The sequence below is a fragment of the Arthrobacter sp. Y3221157 genome (assembly GCF_059089865.1).
Window position 1 is genome coordinate 1 of record NZ_JBNHFD010000037.1, and the last position, 14767, is coordinate 14767.

Below are 14767 nucleotides of genomic sequence, written 5' to 3' on the forward strand. Positions count from 1 at the left end.
CAGCCAGCCCGGCCGCTTCCGTGCCCGCGCCCGGCGTGGAGGACGCCGCCGGCGGCATTCCGCAGCTCGTGGAGAACCTTGCGCCGTCGGTGGTGACCATCTTCACCGAGGGCGGGCTGGGCAGCGGCGTAGTCTACTCCGAGGATGGCCTGATCCTGACCAACGAGCACGTCATCCGCGGCAACACCAGGGTTGAGGTCGCCTTCGCGGACGGCCAACGGGTGGAGGGCACCGTCCGGGCAACCGACCCCGTCACGGACCTCGCGCTGGTGCAGGCCGACCGCACCGGGCTGCCGAAGCCGGTGTACCAGACCACCCTGCCCAAGGTGGGCGAGGGCGCCGTGGTGCTGGGCTCGCCGCTCGGCTTCGAGAACACTGCCACCGCCGGCATCATTTCCGGGCTCCACCGCTCAATTCCCGGGTCGGCGTCCAACAGCCTGTCCCTGGTAGACCTGATCCAGACGGACGCCCCCATCAGCCCGGGGAACTCCGGCGGCGCAGTGATCAACATGCGCGGCGAAATCATCGGCATCAGCGAGGCCTATATCCCGCCGTCCGCCGGCGCCGTTGCCCTCGGCTTTGCCATCCCCGCCGCAACCGCCGTGGAAGTGGCCGAGGAACTCCTGGCTGACGGCACCGCGGAGCACGCTTACGTGGGCCTCACCCCAGGCGAGCTGACCGCCCAGATCGCCGCGCAGCTGGGCCTCGAGAAGGTCTCCGGCGTGCTGGTGCTGGCCGTTTCCGAGGACGGCCCGGCCGGACGTGCCGGGATCCGCCCGGGGGACGTCCTGGAGTCGATGGAAGGCGTGGAACTGACCGCGCCAGAGAAGCTCCTGTCCGAACTGCGAGGCCGCAATCCGGGCGACACCGTGAATTTTGCCGTCAAGCGCGGCGACGCGATCCGGGACGTCAAGGTCGACCTCGCCGAACGTCCCAGAGATAGCACCACCCGATAGGAAGGTATGGAAATGAGCAACTCCAAAGAAGAACCGGACGCAGGCTTCATCGTTCCCGACCCCTCCCAAGTCCGTGAGGACGTTCCCGGCGACGCCGGCGACGAAGCGAACGTGATCCGCTTCAGCGAGGAGCAGGCACTGATCGAGGAGCAGTCCCACGGGATCCGCCCGGATACTTACAGCGTTCCCTCCGGCGGCCCCACCATTGACGAGGCCCGCGGCAACATGGACCTCTCCGACCAAAGCGAAGGCGGCAGAGGCACCGGACCCGAGGACGACAGCAGCGACGACGCCCTGCACGGCGGCGCCGAGTCCTGACGCCACAAAACACCAGGGGCCCCGGATTTCCGGGGCCCCCTGGTGTTTCTGTGATGCCTAGAGCTGGTACTCCATCCTGTTGCCCAGATTTTCGTGGACGCAGAGAATGTTGTGCTCGCTGTCCATGAACCACGCGCTCTTCTCCGAGCCCGTGGTGCAGATGTGGTTCTCGGTTTTCAGGTTCGGCAGGTCGTAGTCCTGGAACTGCACGCCCATGGACTCCATCTCGCGGACAGTTTGCTCGATGTCCGTGACCTCGAAGCTGAGGGCCGTGTGTTCCGAGTGCTTGCCGTCCCTGACCGGCATCAGCTGCAGCATGGCGCCGCCGTCGATGCCCAGTATTTCGCTTCCATCGTCTGTCATACCGCGGTGCGGGAGTCCAAGTTTCTCGGTGTAGAAACTGTGGGCGCGGGCTGCATCATCGACTGGCAGGATGGTTGTGGCTGATTTCATTCTTAGGGTCATGTGGCCACCTCCTACGGGCAGAATTTTACGCCCCCACCCCCTAAATCGCTCTTCCACTTTTGGCGCCCCAAACCCAAACGCTCTTCCACTTTTAGCGCCCAAACCCCCAACGCTCTCTCATCTCAGGTGAGCCGCGTTGGGCAAAGGCCGCAGGAAGTGCGAGAGCGTCCGGGAAAAAGCCGCAGGGAGTGAGAGAGCGTCCGGGGGTGGGGTTACTTTTCGACGAGGGTTAAGACGTCGTAGGTGGCCACGATCTCGTCGTTCTGGTTGGTCAGGACGGCGTCCCAGGCCACCTCGCCGTACTCGTCCGTCTCGCGCGGGGTGATCTTCTTGGCGGTGAGAGTGACCCGGATGGAGTCGCCGGCAGCCACCGGGGTGATGAAGCGCAGGTTCTCCAGCCCGTAGTTGGCCAGCACCGGGCCCGGCGCTGGTTCCACGAACAAACCGGCGGCCCAGCTGAGCAGCAGGTAGCCGTGGGCAACGATGCCAGGGAAGAACGGGTTGGCTTCGGCGGCTTCCTGGTTGGTGTGGGCGTAGAAGGTGTCGCCGGTGCTGTTGGCGAAGGCGGTGATGTCCTCCAGGGTGACCTGCCGCAGGTCGGACCGGACGGCGTCGCCGATCCGCAGCGTCTCCAGCGGTTTGCGGAACGGATGGGTCCCTTCGGTTTCCACGGTGAAGTTGCGGTCGGCCGCGGCGTGCCAGATGCCGGTGACGGCCGTGAGCATGTTGGGCGAGCCCTGGATGGCGGTGCGCTGCATATGGTGCATGACGGAGCGGATCCCGCCCAGTTCCTCGCCGCCACCGGCGCGGCCGGGTCCGCCGTGGACCAGGTGCGGCACGGGCGATCCGTGGCCGGTGGAGGACCGTGCGTCCTCGCGGTTGAGCATCAGCACGCGGCCGTGATGGGCGGCAATGCCCGTTACCAGTTCCCGCGCCACGGCGGGATCGTTGGTGCAGACGGTGGCCACCAGGGAGCCGCTGCCCCGGGCGGCGAGGCGGACGGCGTCGGCCAGGTCCTTGTAGCCGATCACGGACGAAACGGGGCCGAAGGCCTCCAGGGAGTGCAGCGCCTCCGCTTCCGGATCGTTCCAGCTGAGCACGACGGGAGACATGAAGGCACCTTCCTCCACCACCGCGGAGGTGCCGTCGGCGGTGGTGACCGACGGCGAATCCAGCGTTCCGTACGCAAGCTCGCCGCCGGCGTCGAGCATGGACTGCACGGCGGCGCGCACGTCCTGGAGCTGCTCCACGGAGGCCAGCGCGCCCATGGTGACGCCTTCGCCGCGGGGGTCGCCGAGCACCACGCGCTCCTGGACCCGCTTGCCGATGGCGGACACGACGGCGGGCACCAGCGCCTCCGGGACGATGGTCCGGCGGATGGCGGTGCACTTCTGGCCGGCCTTGACGGTCATTTCCGTGACCACGGACTTCACGAAGGCATCGAACTCCGGGGTGCCCTCCACGGCGTCGGGGCCGAGGATGGCTGCGTTCAGGGAGTCGGTCTCCGAAGTGAACCGGACGCCGCCCTGGACCACGTTCGGGTGGGACTTCAGGGACAGGGCAGTGGAGGCCGAGCCGGTGAAAGAAACGTAATCGCGGTAATCCAGCACGTCCAGCAGGCCGCGGACCGAGCCGGAGATCAGCTGCAGCGAGCCCTTCGGCAGGATGTTGGATTCGACGATGGCCTTGACCACAGCCGCGGCAACATAGCCGGTGGGGGTGGCGGGCTTGACGATGGTGGGAACCCCGGCGAGGAACGCGGGGGCGAACTTTTCGAGCATGCCCCAAACCGGGAAGTTGAAGGCGTTGATCTGCACGGCCACACCCGGGATGCGGGTGTAGATGTGCTCGCCGGCGAAGGAGCCGTCCTTGGACAGCACTTCCATGGGCCCGTCCACCACCACCTGCGAGTTGGGCAGCTCGCGCCGGCCCTTGGAGCCGAAGGTGAAGAGGACGCCGATGCCGCCGTCGATGTCCACCATGGAGTCGATCTTGGTGGCGCCGGTCTGGAAGGAGAAGTTGTAGAAGTGCTCGCGCCGGGCGTGCAGGTACTGCGCGAGCTCCTTGAGCTTGAGCGCACGCTGGTGGAAGGTGAGCTTGCCCAGTTCTTCCTGGCCGGTGCCGCGGCCGTAGTCCACCACGGCCTGCAGGTCCAGCCCCTCGGTGCTCACCTTGGCCAGGATCTCCCCGGTGCTCGCGTCACGGACCGGGACTGCCGAGGAAGAGGTGCCGGCGTCGGGGGTCCACCAGGCATCCTGGATGAAGCTGGGCACTGTCTCCACGGTGTCGACCGTGGCCTGGGGAGCTGTGGCTGTGGTGGTCATCGTTGACGGGTCCTTCCAACAAGGGGGGGCAGAAAGGCGGTCGATGATTACTGACCGTCCGTTCGGTAATATAAGAACCATACATGAATGTGCCGTCCGGCAACACCGAAGGAGACTCCCATGAGCACCCCTGTTCCGAATTCCGCCGAGACGCAGGACCACTCCCCCACAGAGCATGAGCTGTGGAAGATCACCCTCGGCGAGCTGGACGAGAAGATGGGGGTGAAGATCGTGGAGGAGTCAGTGGACCGCGTTGTGGCCACCATGCCGGTGGAGGGCAACAGGCAGTCATTCGGACTGCTCCACGGTGGGGCCTCGCTGGCCGTGGGCGAGGCGGTGGGCTCCTGGGCCGCCGTGATCCACGCCAGCACGATAGGCAAGACGGCGGTGGGCGTCGATGTTTCCGCCACGCACCACCGGTCCGCGCGGGAAGGGCTGGTCACCATCACCGCCACGCCCATCCACCTCGGCGGCACGCTCACCACGCACGAGGTGCTGATCACCAACGAGATCGGCCAGCGGCTGTGCACGCTCCGCATCACCAACCTGCTGATGCGGCGCCACAAGCACTAGCCGCCACAAGCACTAGCCAGGAAAAATTCCCCCACGCTGCATCCGCAGATTGCACTTCCGCGGTATTAAGCGCGTAAGCACAAACAGCCCGGGCTGCCGGGCATCCTTGAAGGAGTTTGATATGCGCAGAATGGGTTACGCCGCCGGAGCACTTTCCCTGGCCGCCTCGCTGGCCTTCGCCACTCCCGCCCAGGCCGGCGGTTGGCACCACGACGACGACGGCGCGCTGCTGTCCGTCCTCCATGGTGTTCCGGTCCTGACGGTGGACGTGTGGGTGAACGGGAACCTCACGCTTGATGACTTCACTCCCGGCACCTTGGCAGGGCCGCTGGAACTGGCTGCCGGCGACTACCAGATTGTCGTGACTGCCGCCGATGCCACCTCCGCCAAGGACCCGGTGATCGGGCCTGTGGATGTGCAGCTCGACGAGGGTGGCAACCACACAGCAGTGGCCCACCTCAGCGCCGAGGGCGCCCCCACGGCTTCGCTGTTCGAAAACAGCACCAAGGGCCTGCGCAATGACCGGAAAGGCAAACTGACGGTCAGGCACGTGGCCGCAGCTCCCGCCGTCGACGTGCTGGCTAACGGCGAACCCGTTATCCAAGGCCTCACGAACCCCGATGAAGCTGTGCTGAAACTGAGGGCCGGCACGGTCTCAACCTCGGTAGCCGCGGCAGGAACCACCGCCCCGGTGATCGGCCCGACTGATATCACCGTTGCAGGCGGGGCGAACACCATCGTCTATGCCTGGGGAAGCCTGGCCGACGGCACCCTGGCCACGGCCGTGCAGGTGGTTGACAGCGACGACAGGTGGCACGGTCACCGCTGACCGCGGGCAGGAGGTCCGGCCCCGATGGCTGGCCACATGGGCGGGGGCGCCCCAGGCGTCCCCGCCCATTCGAAACTAGGGGACGCGGCGCCGGTTCCGCTGGCGGACCAGGACTGTCAGGAGGATGCCGACGGCGAGCGCCGCCAACGCGGCACCTGCCGCCGGCAGGAGTGCGCTGGTGCCGGTGTAGGCGAGCCCGCCAGTCGAGCCCGCAGTGTCCGGGCCCGATGTATCGGCCAGGCCGGCGCGCGGCGTCCCGGTCGGGGAAGGTACGACGGCGGCGCCGCCGTCCGAAGGATCCGACGGCGGGGCGGGGGCCGGGTCAGCCTGGGCCGGGCTGGCCGGTGCCGGGCTGGCCGGTGCCGGGCTGGCCGGTGCCGGGCTGGCCGGTGCCGGGCTGGCGGGTGCCGTTCCGGTGGGCGCGGGAGCAGGCACCATTGCTGCCGGTTCGACTGGCACCGGAGGCGCAGGCGGTTCAGCCGGTGCCGGAGGTGCCGTCGGCTCTTCCGGCACACCCGCAAACTCGAAACTGCTGGTGCCGGAAACACTGAACCCGTTGACCGTCTCGGCGGTGAAGCGCAGCTTTCCGCTGCCTCCGGGGATGCTTTCAGGGGCCGTGAAGCTCCAGTTTCCGGCGCTGTCCACCGGAACCTCGAAGGGATCTTCGCCGTCCAGGGTGATCCGGACTGTTGACCCGGCAGCCACGGCGGAAGCTGGTGCGGCGGGAACAGTGCCGCTGACCGGCTGCCCCGCTTCGAAGGTGCCGCCGGGCGCGGGGCTGGTGACGGCAGGCTTGTTGAGGAAAACTTCCAGCTGGTAACCCGGCAGGACAGCCAGGCCCTCGCTGAGGGTCGCCGCGATGGCCATGTTCTGGATGACGTTGCCGTTCTCATCCGGGGTGTCGCCGGCAGCATGCGTCCCCACGGCGTAGTTGCCGCTGACGTAGGGGCCGCCGGAGTCACCGCCACTGGACTGCACGGCGTAGGACAGGAAACCGCGGAAGGCCCGCAGGTCGCTGGGGTCCGTTGCGTAGCCATGGCCGGGGACAACGAAGATCCCCACCGCATCGATGGTCCCGCAGGACCAGAATGACGTCCGTCCGGAGCGGCACACCGGCATTCCCGGCACGGGGTCTGCGCTGCCTATGATCTTGACGTCCGGGCCCGGCTCGGCGGGGTGACCCCACGTGCTGGCTGCCGGCAGCGGGTCCACGTCGGTGCGCAGGGACTCGATGACGGAGATGTCGGTGCCCACATTCCCGGGGTCAGTCAGAGCCGTGCCGCCCGGGCCGGTGGAGGTGTTGGGGTCCAGGACCCTCGAGTTGCCCGGGCCGCCGTACTGGCTGAAGCCAAAGTCGCCCAGCAGGCCGGCAGGCTCACCGAGGAACTGCAGGGTTGCGGACTTCGCCGCACCATCGGAGGCGCAGTGCCCGGCGGAGAGAACAGCGGGCAGGCCTGCGGGGTCGAAGGCGGAGAAGCCCGTGGAGCAGACCCAGCCGGTGTCGGCGATGTAGCCGACTCCCCCGGGAACGTCCGCTTCGGGCGCAAGCGAGGCGCCGCCGTCGAGCTCCACGTTGGCGTACTTGGCCACGAACTCGGCGGGCGACACCTTTCCGGCGCGGGCCGGAACGGCTGTTGTGCCGGTCTTCCCGGTTGACTCGGGCGTGTTGACGCCGCCGGTGCGGATCACGAATTTTCCGCCGGACGCCAGCACAGCCTGGAGTCCTTCCGTGCCGACCTCGCGCACGTAGGCCTGAAACAGCTGTTCGGTGCTGACGGCCAGTTCCGGCCCTTCGCCAGGGGCAGCTGCGGCGCCGGCATCCGCCAGCCTGGCTTCGGGCACCGGTGCCTCCACCACCAGTTCCGGTATTTGAACAGCGAGCCCGGCCACTTTTGCCAGCAGCTCGGCACCGGACCCTGTCACCACCACCCGGCCGTCTTCCAGCCTGATGCCTACGTAGCCCGGGACGTCGCGGAGCTGCACGGCCGCAGCAGCCGCCCGGGAACCAAGCTCCCCAGCCGACGCGAACTGCGCCTGGGTGAGGCCAAGATCCCGCTGCACCGCTTCGGCGAGCGCCGCCTCCAAAAGGCCTGGGCCGCCGTCGGATAGCCCGACGTCGGGAGCCTCAGGAGCCTGGTCCGCCGCCCATCCAGGAGCAGTCACGTAGGCGGAGGACGCCAGCACCCCGGCGACGGCGCCCATGGACAGGAGCCGGCGCAGGTGGGCCGCCCTCATCGGGCCACTCCCATCCCGCACAGAGCCAGCACGGCGTCGAGTTCGTCGGTGCTGAGGCCGTTCCGGAGCAGGTAGCCACGGGTATCCAGGGCACGGACGAACTCCACCACGGCGGCCCCGCGCCGCTCGAGCAGCGGTGCCAGTTCGGCGTCGTCCAGGTAGCGTTCCCGGTCATGCGGCGGACCGTGGGTCCGGTAGCGCTCATTGATGCCGCGGGCGGCGCGGCGGTAGCCCTCGGCGATGTCCTGGTCCGAGTCCCCCGCCAGGTCCTGCACCATGGCGGCCACCATGCCGCTGCGGTCGCGTCCGGCGGCGCAGTGCAGGATCACCCCGCCGCGGTCCGCCCCTTCCGCGAGCGCCCGGAAGACGCCCACCAGCTTTGCAGGGAAGATGCGGGCGTTGTCCGCATAGAAGGCGGGATCGTTGAGGTAGGGACCGCACAGTTCGGTGAAGCAGGGGTGGCCGGGTTCTTCGGTGGGTGCCGAGATGACGGCCATGCCGTGCCATGCGGCGTCCGACACCAAAGGATCGGTGTCCCGGCGGCGCGCCTCCGCGGCATTGCGAAGGTCGACGACGGTGCGGACGCCGTCGTCGAACGCCTGCTGCCAGCCCGCCTCCGTCAGCCATTCGCGGCGTCCCATCCGGTAAACGCCGCCGGCCACGTGCCACGCGTTGACAGCACCGTCCCAATCCATGGACCTGCCCGTTTTCGTCACCCGGCCAGCTAATCACACCAGTCACAGGAGACGCACGTCACGATTGGGGAAGAATTAGGGAAATTGCGGGCCGCGCGCTGATGACGCCCGCCCGCGCCGGGCGTAACTTACACCTACACGCTTGTGCTTGAGGTGGTGTTCAAAGGAGAAATGCGATGGGAATTGCACCAGTACGACGGCGACAATCAGCTTTTGCGGCCGGCCTCGCCACCTTGGCCATGGCCCTGGGCTTTACGGCTGTTCCGGCCACGGCCGCTCCCCCTGTTCGCGACGTCGATTACGTTGCCCTGGGTGATTCGTATACTGCGGGCACCGGAGCGGGCACCTTCGCCCAAACCTTTCCTTGCGATCAGACTGCCGGCGGTTACGTGGACATCGTGGACCGCGTAAACCCTGTCGAGCTTGTGGACAACGAGGCGTGCCATGGCGCTCTCCTGACGGAACCCACATGGGACGGCGTCACCAGCGTGGAGGACCAGCTTGCAGCGCTTATTACGTCAGGGAAGCTCTCGAAAGACACAGAGCTCGTCAGCCTGACCGCAGGCGCCAACGATGTAAGCGTGAACACAATCCTCTTCGTTTGCGCCACTTCGACCGCTGAAGCATGCAACCAGGCCGTGCAGGCGGCAACTGCAGCGATGCCGGTAGTTGGTGCAAAGATGGTGGAGCTCCTGGCCGCCATTCACCAGCAGGCGCCGCGCGCGCGGATCGTGGTCCTCGGCTACCCCCGTCTGTTTAATCCGATTGCAGGCGCACCAATCATTCCCGTCGAAAATCAGAATCTTGTCAACCTTGGCACTGCAGCACTCAACACCACCATTGCTTCGGCTGTGACAACAGCCAATGCCCTCTATGGGGCAAACGCCGTGTATGTCGATGTCACCTCGAGGTTCGCGGGACATGAAGTGAACACGGCCAATCCGTGGATCTTCTTTGGCGCGTTCGTGGATGAGAACGGAGCCCTGCACTTCGATCCCCGCAGCTTCCACCCCAACGCGGCAGGCCACGCCCAGTACGCCGAGGCGTTGTTGTCCTCAGTAAACCTGCGGCAGCTGGCACGACCCTAGTCCTTGTTCCAGACCGTCTACCCGCGCCGGGCGAGCCTGTGCTCCAGCCCGGCGCGGACCATGGGCCATTCGTGCTCAAGGATGGAGAACACCACGGTGTCCCGGAGGATGCCGTCGCGGGTCCGGGAGTGGTTCCGCAGCACGCCGTCCTGCTTGGCACCCAGCCGCGCGATCGCCTCGCGCGACTGGTGGTTGAGCCAGTGCGTGCGGAACTCGACGGCCGGGCAGCCGATGGTCTCGAACGCGTGCCGGAGCAGCAGCAGCTTGGAGTCCGGATTGGTGCCCGTGCCCTGGGCTGACGCCGCGTTCCAGGTGGAGCCGATCTCCACCCGGGGCGTGCCGGCGTCGATATTCATATATGTGGTCATCCCGATGATCCTGCCGGGACCCCCGGTGGCGGGGTCGATCAGCCGGGTGGTGAACGGCAGCATCGAGTCCTCGTCCTGCAGCGCCAGGCGGCGCCGGATCTCTTCGGCCATCTCCTCCGGCGCGGGCACCGAGGTGTACCAGAGTTTCCACAGCTCACCGTCGGTTGCCGCAGCAACCAGGCCGTCGTGATGCTCCTCGGCCAGCGGCTCCAGGATTACATGGCGGCCGGTCAGGGTAAGGGGTTCTAGGAAAGTCACTGCACCAGCCTAGGCCCCCTCATCGGTGCCGGTTACGCTGGGACAGCACCAGGACGGCGAGCAAAAGGGAGTTGACGTGTCAGGAACAAATCCGGACCCGGAGGACGACAAAATCACAGGCCTGGAGCCAGGCGGCGGCGTGCCCCCGGGAGAGACCCCGCCAGGCGAAGCCTCCACCGCCGGCCCACAGGGGCACGACGAGCACGGGACCAAGAAAAGCACCCAGTTCCTGTGGATCGCGATCATCGGGATCGTGGTCCTGCTGTCCTTGCTCTACTTCGTCGGCTATATCGTCGGGTTCTTCGACTAGGCAACCGCCTAAAGCGCCGTCCTAGCTGGACCAGTCGAAGAAGCCCTTGCCGGCCTTGCGTCCCAGTTCACCGCGGGCCACCTTGTCCTTGAGGATCCGCGGCGGCGCGAACCGCTCCCCCAGGGTGGAGTGCAGGTACTCAGCAATCCCCAGCCGGACATCCAGCCCCACAATGTCGGTGGTCCGAAGCGGCCCCGTGGGGTGCTTGTAGCCCAGGACCATGGCGGCGTCGATGTCCTCCGGCGAGGCGACGCCCTCTTCCACCATGCGCATCGCCTCCAGCGCGATCGCGACCCCCAGGCGCGAGGACGCGAACCCCGGGGCGTCGTTGACGACGACGGCGGTTTTGCCGAGTGCCTCCACCCACCCCTTGGCGGCCTGAGCGAGTCCGGGTGACGTGCGCTCCCCCAGCACCACTTCGATGAGGGTGGACGCCGGGACCGGGTTGAAGAAGTGCAGGCCCAGGAAGTTCTCCGGCCGCTTCAGTTCGCCGGCAAGTCCGTTGACGGACAGTGACGAGGTGTTGGAAGCGAGGTACGCGTCGTCGGCCAGGCGTTCCTCGATGCCGCGCAGGGCGGTGACCTTCAGGTCCCAGTCCTCCGGCACGGCCTCCACCACCAGCTGCCGGCCGGTGAAGGCGTCGTAGTCCACGCCCACAGCCAGCCGCGACACCATTTCGTCCAGGTTCGCGTCGGTGGCGCCGCGCTCAATGCTCTTGGCCGCCGCCGCCTCAATCCGCTCGCGGGCTGCCTCGGCGGATGGCTCGTCGCGCTCGATCACCAGCACGTCGGCGCCCTTCACCAGGAAGGCATGCGCGATGCCGGCGCCCATACGGCCGCCGCCCAGGACACCAACATGTGAGGGCAGCCCCGGGACAAGTTGGGGGTTGGTCATCAGTCCTTCTTTCCGGTTTCACTGCCGTCCGCCCGGCCGGCTACCTTGCCAGCCTTCCTGGCGGCGTTCCTGTCCAGGAATTGCTGCATGCGCTCGAACTTCGCCTCGGACTCGAACAGGATCCCCTGGGCCAGCTGGTCGATCAGGGGGTGGGCCTCGGCCGGCGCATGGAACACGGATTTGGTGATGCGGACCGCCAGCGGATCCTGCCGCCCGATCCCGTCCGCGAGGTGGTGGGCGGCGTCCAGCAGGCCGTCCGGCTCATGGATTTCGGTGATGAGGTTGACTGCCAGCGCCTCATCGGCGCCAAGGACCCGGCCGGCCAGCAGGATCTGCTTGGCCACCGGCTCCCCCACCAGCTCTTTGAGCCGCCAGCTGGCGCCGGCTGCGGCGAGGATCCCCAGCCCGGTTTCGGGATTGCCGATCCGCACGGCCGGCGTGCCGATCCGGAAATCGGCCGCGTATGCCAGTTCCGCCCCACCGCCCAGGCAGTACCCGTCCAGGGCCGCGATCACCGGCATGGGCAGCTTGGCGATCCGGACGAAGATGGTGGAGTTGATTCCCTGCAGTGCGTCGTCCCGGCGGCGCTCCCGGAGCTGTGCAATGTCCGCCCCGGAGGCGAAGACGCCATCCACGCCGGCGATGATCAGGATCTTGGGGTTCTGTTCCAGCGCGGTGCAGACGGTGTGCAGTTCGTCCACCATCTGCTGGTCGATGGCGTTCCGCACCTCCGGCCTGTTGAGCAGCACCACCACCCGGTCGCTGCGTTCCTCCACCAGGAGGGCGTGAAACTTTTCCGCGGCCAGGTCCACGGCGCCGGGCATCAGACTTTCTCCAGCAGCATTGCGGTGCCCTGGCCCACGCCGATGCACATGGTGGCGAGGCCAATCCTGGCGTCCTCGCGTTCCATCCGGCCCAGCAGGGTGATCGCAATCCTGGCGCCGCTGGAACCGAGCGGGTGCCCCAAGGCTATGGCGCCGCCGTCGTTATTGACGATGTCCGGCTCGAGGCCCAGCCGGCGGATGCAGGCAAGGGACTGCGTGGCGAAGGCTTCGTTAAGTTCGACGGCGGCAAGGTCGCCGACGCTGAGGCCGCTTCGCTTCAGGACTTTCTGGGTGGCGGGAACCGGGCCGATGCCCATGATCTCCGGCTCGCAGCCGGCCGACGCGCCGTCGATGATGCGTGCCCGGGGCGTCAGGCCCAGCCGTTCGATGGCGGCCTCGGAGGCCACGATGATCGCGGAGGCGCCGTCATTCAAGGATGAGGAGTTGCCGGCGGTGACCACCGTGCCGCCATGCGCCACCGGCTTCAGCCCGGCGAGGACATCCATGGTGGTTCCCGGCCGCGGGCCTTCGTCGGTGTCCACCACACTTTCCGATTTGCGGGTCTTCACCGTGACGGGGACGATCTCGTCCTTGAACCGGCCGGCTTCGATGGCGGCGAGGGACCGCTCGTGCGAGCGGACGGCGAAGGCGTCGGCGTCCTCGCGGGAGATGCTGTCCACCCTGGCCACCTCTTCCGCGGTTTCCGGCATGGAGTACGTCATCTTGCCGTCGCGGGACAGGGCACCGTGCTGGAAATGCGGATTGGCGAAGCGCCAACCGATGGAAGTGTCGAAGATCTGGCCCGGCTTGGCGAAGGCTGCGGCGGGCTTCTCCTGCACCCACGGTGCCCGGCTCATGGACTCCACGCCGCCGGCAATCACGATGTCCGCGGCACCGGCCTTGATCATATGGCTGGCCTGGATGATGGCACTCAGGCCCGAGGAGCACAGCCTGTTGACGGTGATTCCGGGAATGTGGAGCGGCAGCCCGGCCAGCAGGGTTGCCATCCGGGCCACGTTCCGGTTTTCTTCGCCCGCGCCGTTGGCGTTGCCCAGGATGACCTCGTCAATGCTGTCCGGGTCCAGGCCCGCCCGGTTTACGGCTTCCCGGACTACCAAAGCGGCAAGGTCATCGGGGCGGACGGACGAGAGCGCGCCGCCGTACTTGCCCACCGGCGTTCGGACCCCGCCAACAAGGAAAGCCTGCGGACCTGCGGTTGCAGCCATGGAAACACCCTTCATGCGATAAACAGCACTGTCATCGGCATCCGGCATAGCGGAATCACCCACTTACCGACCGTTCGTTCTGTAAATAGTACACGGCAGGACGGCCGTTGCGTACCTCTGGAGTTATTGTCCACATCTGGCGACCGCTACGCGGGGACTTCAGCGGCGCGTAGGTCGCCGCAAGTCGACAAAACCTCCAGCTAGAGGATGGTGATGCCGAGGTGCGCAGCCAGGAGCGGCGCCAGGAGTCCCAGCTGGTAATCGTCGACCACCATTCCGGCGACGCTGCCCAGTCCGCTGATGCCACGGAAATCGGTGCCCCGGAGGTCGAAATCCTTGAGCCTGGCACCGGCTAAGTCAAGGGTGCCGATGGTGCAGTCCTTAAGGGCCACCCGGGTGGCGGTGGCCGAGCCCAGGTCCAGCTCGTTGATGATGCAGCCGGTGATGAGGACGTCCGTGATTTTCGCGCCCCGCAGGTTGAGGAAGTCCAGCTTGCCGCCGTCGATGCGGACCGATTGCCAACCGCTTTCGTAAAGTTCCGCGGAGCCCAGCCGTGGGTTGTGGAGCTCGACGTCGCGCCAGGTGCTCCGGGCTGCCCGGAAGACCGGGGCGTACAGCTCGCCCAGGATGCAGTCCCGAAAACCTGCGCCGCGGAGCTGCGCGTCGTTGAACGACGCGCCCTGGAACTCGCACTCGGCAAAGTCCGCCCCTGTCAGGTCCAGGCCGTCCGCCACCACGCGGCTGTACCGGACGCCGTCGTACTTCCCGCCGCGCAGGAACTCCGGCGCAGGCTCATCCGAAAGGTCCTCCGGCACCACCTGTGAAAGCCGGGGCGCCGCGACCCCCTGGCCCGGTTTCTTCCGGGCCGCGGGCCGGGCGTCCGCCACTACAGCGACTCAGCCTTCGCTGCGATCTCCGCCAGGTCCTTGGCCAAGGCTTTGCGCGTGGCCGCCAGGCCCATCTTTCCGAAAAGCGCCATCATGATGCGGCTTGCGGCAGTGGGCTTGGCAACCCCTGCCCCGAACGTGACTGTGAGGTCCGTTCCGCCGTCCCGCGGAGCAAGGTTGAAGCGCGTGCTGTAATCCGCACCGCCTTGGACGGCCTTCACCGTGGTGTTGCGGGGCGGATCCACCTGGTCCACCCACATCTCCACGGTTTCCGACCGGCCGAACATCTTCCGGGTTTCCTTCCACCGGGTTCCCTCGCCGTACGGGCCGTCCGTGAGGAGCTGGACCGCCTCCACGCCGGACAGTGTTGCCGCCGAGCCCGGGATGTCCGTGATGACAGACCACACCTTCTCCGGGGCGGCCTGGATGTGCTGGGTGAGCGTGGTGGTTTGTTCCATGGTTCCGAGCCTAGCCCCGGGCACTGACAATCAACAGGCATCCGCCCGCGGATACACGG

16 protein-coding genes are annotated in these 14767 nt (G+C 67.2%); 6 read left to right on the plus strand and 10 right to left on the minus strand.

Going from position 1 to position 14767, the window contains the following annotated elements; all coding sequences use genetic code 11:
* On the plus strand, positions 1-956 hold a 956-nt coding region (locus AC5RTT_RS11195; RefSeq protein WP_494145243.1), incomplete at its 5' end, for a S1C family serine protease.
* Between the two features lie 12 nt (positions 957-968).
* Positions 969-1274 carry a hypothetical protein gene (locus AC5RTT_RS11200; protein WP_494145244.1) on the plus strand — a complete coding sequence of 102 codons (306 nt, stop codon included), beginning with the start codon at positions 969-971 and terminating at the stop codon, positions 1272-1274.
* Positions 1275-1331: 57 nt separating this feature from the next.
* Here AC5RTT_RS11200 and AC5RTT_RS11205 read toward each other — a convergent pair whose 3' ends face one another.
* Positions 1332-1739, minus strand: a complete 408-nt coding sequence (locus AC5RTT_RS11205; protein WP_494145245.1) for a VOC family protein — start codon at positions 1737-1739, stop codon at positions 1332-1334.
* Positions 1740-1951: 212 nt separating this feature from the next.
* On the minus strand, positions 1952-4063 hold the full coding sequence (gene paaZ / locus AC5RTT_RS11210) for a phenylacetic acid degradation bifunctional protein PaaZ (protein WP_494145246.1): 2112 nt from the start codon (positions 4061-4063) through the stop codon (positions 1952-1954).
* Between the two features lie 120 nt (positions 4064-4183).
* Here paaZ and AC5RTT_RS11215 point away from each other — a divergent pair, with 120 nt between their 5' ends.
* Both AC5RTT_RS11215 and AC5RTT_RS11220 read left to right on the plus strand, forming a co-directional pair.
* Complete coding sequence (locus AC5RTT_RS11215; RefSeq protein WP_494145247.1) at positions 4184-4636, plus strand: PaaI family thioesterase; 453 nt, start codon at positions 4184-4186, stop codon at positions 4634-4636.
* Positions 4637-4757: 121 nt separating this feature from the next.
* Positions 4758-5465: a DUF4397 domain-containing protein gene (locus AC5RTT_RS11220; RefSeq protein WP_494145248.1), complete on the plus strand. Its 708-nt coding sequence runs from the start codon at positions 4758-4760 to the stop codon at positions 5463-5465.
* A gap of 75 nt (positions 5466-5540) precedes the next feature.
* On the opposite strand, the gene AC5RTT_RS11225 is transcribed toward AC5RTT_RS11220, so the two are convergent.
* Both AC5RTT_RS11225 and AC5RTT_RS11230 read right to left on the minus strand, forming a co-directional pair.
* Entirely contained in the window at positions 5541-7700 is a 2160-nt protein-coding gene (locus AC5RTT_RS11225) for a S1 family peptidase (RefSeq protein ID WP_494145249.1), read from the minus strand.
* A complete protein-coding gene (locus AC5RTT_RS11230) occupies positions 7697-8395 on the minus strand; it encodes a tyrosine-protein phosphatase (protein WP_494145272.1) in 699 nt (232 codons plus the stop codon). The genes AC5RTT_RS11225 and AC5RTT_RS11230 overlap by 4 nt, the downstream gene beginning before the upstream one ends.
* Before the next feature lie 176 nt (positions 8396-8571).
* Between AC5RTT_RS11230 and AC5RTT_RS11235 the strand changes: the two genes are divergently transcribed.
* Positions 8572-9483, plus strand: a complete 912-nt coding sequence (locus AC5RTT_RS11235) for an SGNH/GDSL hydrolase family protein (protein ID WP_494145250.1) — start codon at positions 8572-8574, stop codon at positions 9481-9483.
* A 17-nt stretch (positions 9484-9500) separates the two neighbouring features.
* Here AC5RTT_RS11235 and AC5RTT_RS11240 read toward each other — a convergent pair whose 3' ends face one another.
* Positions 9501-10109 (minus strand): GNAT family N-acetyltransferase, encoded by a 609-nt coding sequence (locus tag AC5RTT_RS11240; RefSeq protein WP_494145251.1) that lies wholly within the window; start codon positions 10107-10109, stop codon positions 9501-9503.
* A 76-nt stretch (positions 10110-10185) separates the two neighbouring features.
* Here AC5RTT_RS11240 and AC5RTT_RS11245 point away from each other — a divergent pair, with 76 nt between their 5' ends.
* Positions 10186-10419, plus strand: a complete 234-nt coding sequence (locus AC5RTT_RS11245) for a DUF6480 family protein (protein ID WP_494145252.1) — start codon at positions 10186-10188, stop codon at positions 10417-10419.
* 21 nt (positions 10420-10440) lie between these two features.
* Here AC5RTT_RS11245 and AC5RTT_RS11250 read toward each other — a convergent pair whose 3' ends face one another.
* From AC5RTT_RS11250 to AC5RTT_RS11270, 5 genes are all read right to left on the minus strand, one after another.
* Positions 10441-11313 (minus strand): 3-hydroxyacyl-CoA dehydrogenase family protein, encoded by an 873-nt coding sequence (locus AC5RTT_RS11250; RefSeq protein ID WP_494145253.1) that lies wholly within the window; start codon positions 11311-11313, stop codon positions 10441-10443.
* A complete protein-coding gene (locus AC5RTT_RS11255; RefSeq protein WP_494145254.1) occupies positions 11313-12137 on the minus strand; it encodes an enoyl-CoA hydratase/isomerase family protein in 825 nt (274 codons plus the stop codon). Before AC5RTT_RS11255 ends, AC5RTT_RS11250 begins: the two co-directional genes overlap by 1 nt.
* Positions 12137-13363, minus strand: coding sequence for a thiolase family protein (locus tag AC5RTT_RS11260; protein WP_494145255.1), 1227 nt, complete (start codon positions 13361-13363; stop codon positions 12137-12139). The genes AC5RTT_RS11255 and AC5RTT_RS11260 overlap by 1 nt, the downstream gene beginning before the upstream one ends.
* Positions 13364-13563: 200 nt before the next feature.
* Entirely contained in the window at positions 13564-14250 is a 687-nt protein-coding gene (locus tag AC5RTT_RS11265) for a pentapeptide repeat-containing protein (protein ID WP_494145256.1), read from the minus strand.
* Positions 14250-14708, minus strand: a complete 459-nt coding sequence (locus tag AC5RTT_RS11270; RefSeq protein WP_494051637.1) for an SRPBCC family protein — start codon at positions 14706-14708, stop codon at positions 14250-14252. Before AC5RTT_RS11270 ends, AC5RTT_RS11265 begins: the two co-directional genes overlap by 1 nt.
* Positions 14709-14767: the final 59 nt, after the last annotated feature.

What these genes read in the sequence shown, in the direction of transcription:
- AC5RTT_RS11200 (WP_494145244.1), top strand. Translation starts at nt 969, where the DNA reads ATGAGCAACTCCAAAGAAGAACCGGACGCAGGCTTCATCGTTCCCGAC.
- AC5RTT_RS11205 (WP_494145245.1), bottom strand. Translation starts at nt 1,739, where the DNA reads ATGACCCTAAGAATGAAATCAGCCACAACCATCCTGCCAGTCGATGAT.
- paaZ (WP_494145246.1), bottom strand. Translation starts at nt 4,063, where the DNA reads ATGACCACCACAGCCACAGCTCCCCAGGCCACGGTCGACACCGTGGAG.
- AC5RTT_RS11215 (WP_494145247.1), top strand. Translation starts at nt 4,184, where the DNA reads ATGAGCACCCCTGTTCCGAATTCCGCCGAGACGCAGGACCACTCCCCC.
- AC5RTT_RS11220 (WP_494145248.1), top strand. Translation starts at nt 4,758, where the DNA reads ATGCGCAGAATGGGTTACGCCGCCGGAGCACTTTCCCTGGCCGCCTCG.
- AC5RTT_RS11225 (WP_494145249.1), bottom strand. Translation starts at nt 7,700, where the DNA reads ATGAGGGCGGCCCACCTGCGCCGGCTCCTGTCCATGGGCGCCGTCGCC.
- AC5RTT_RS11230 (WP_494145272.1), bottom strand. Translation starts at nt 8,395, where the DNA reads ATGGATTGGGACGGTGCTGTCAACGCGTGGCACGTGGCCGGCGGCGTT.
- AC5RTT_RS11235 (WP_494145250.1), top strand. Translation starts at nt 8,572, where the DNA reads ATGGGAATTGCACCAGTACGACGGCGACAATCAGCTTTTGCGGCCGGC.
- AC5RTT_RS11250 (WP_494145253.1), bottom strand. Translation starts at nt 11,313, where the DNA reads ATGACCAACCCCCAACTTGTCCCGGGGCTGCCCTCACATGTTGGTGTC.
- AC5RTT_RS11255 (WP_494145254.1), bottom strand. Translation starts at nt 12,137, where the DNA reads ATGCCCGGCGCCGTGGACCTGGCCGCGGAAAAGTTTCACGCCCTCCTG.
- AC5RTT_RS11260 (WP_494145255.1), bottom strand. Translation starts at nt 13,363, where the DNA reads ATGGCTGCAACCGCAGGTCCGCAGGCTTTCCTTGTTGGCGGGGTCCGA.
- AC5RTT_RS11270 (WP_494051637.1), bottom strand. Translation starts at nt 14,708, where the DNA reads ATGGAACAAACCACCACGCTCACCCAGCACATCCAGGCCGCCCCGGAG.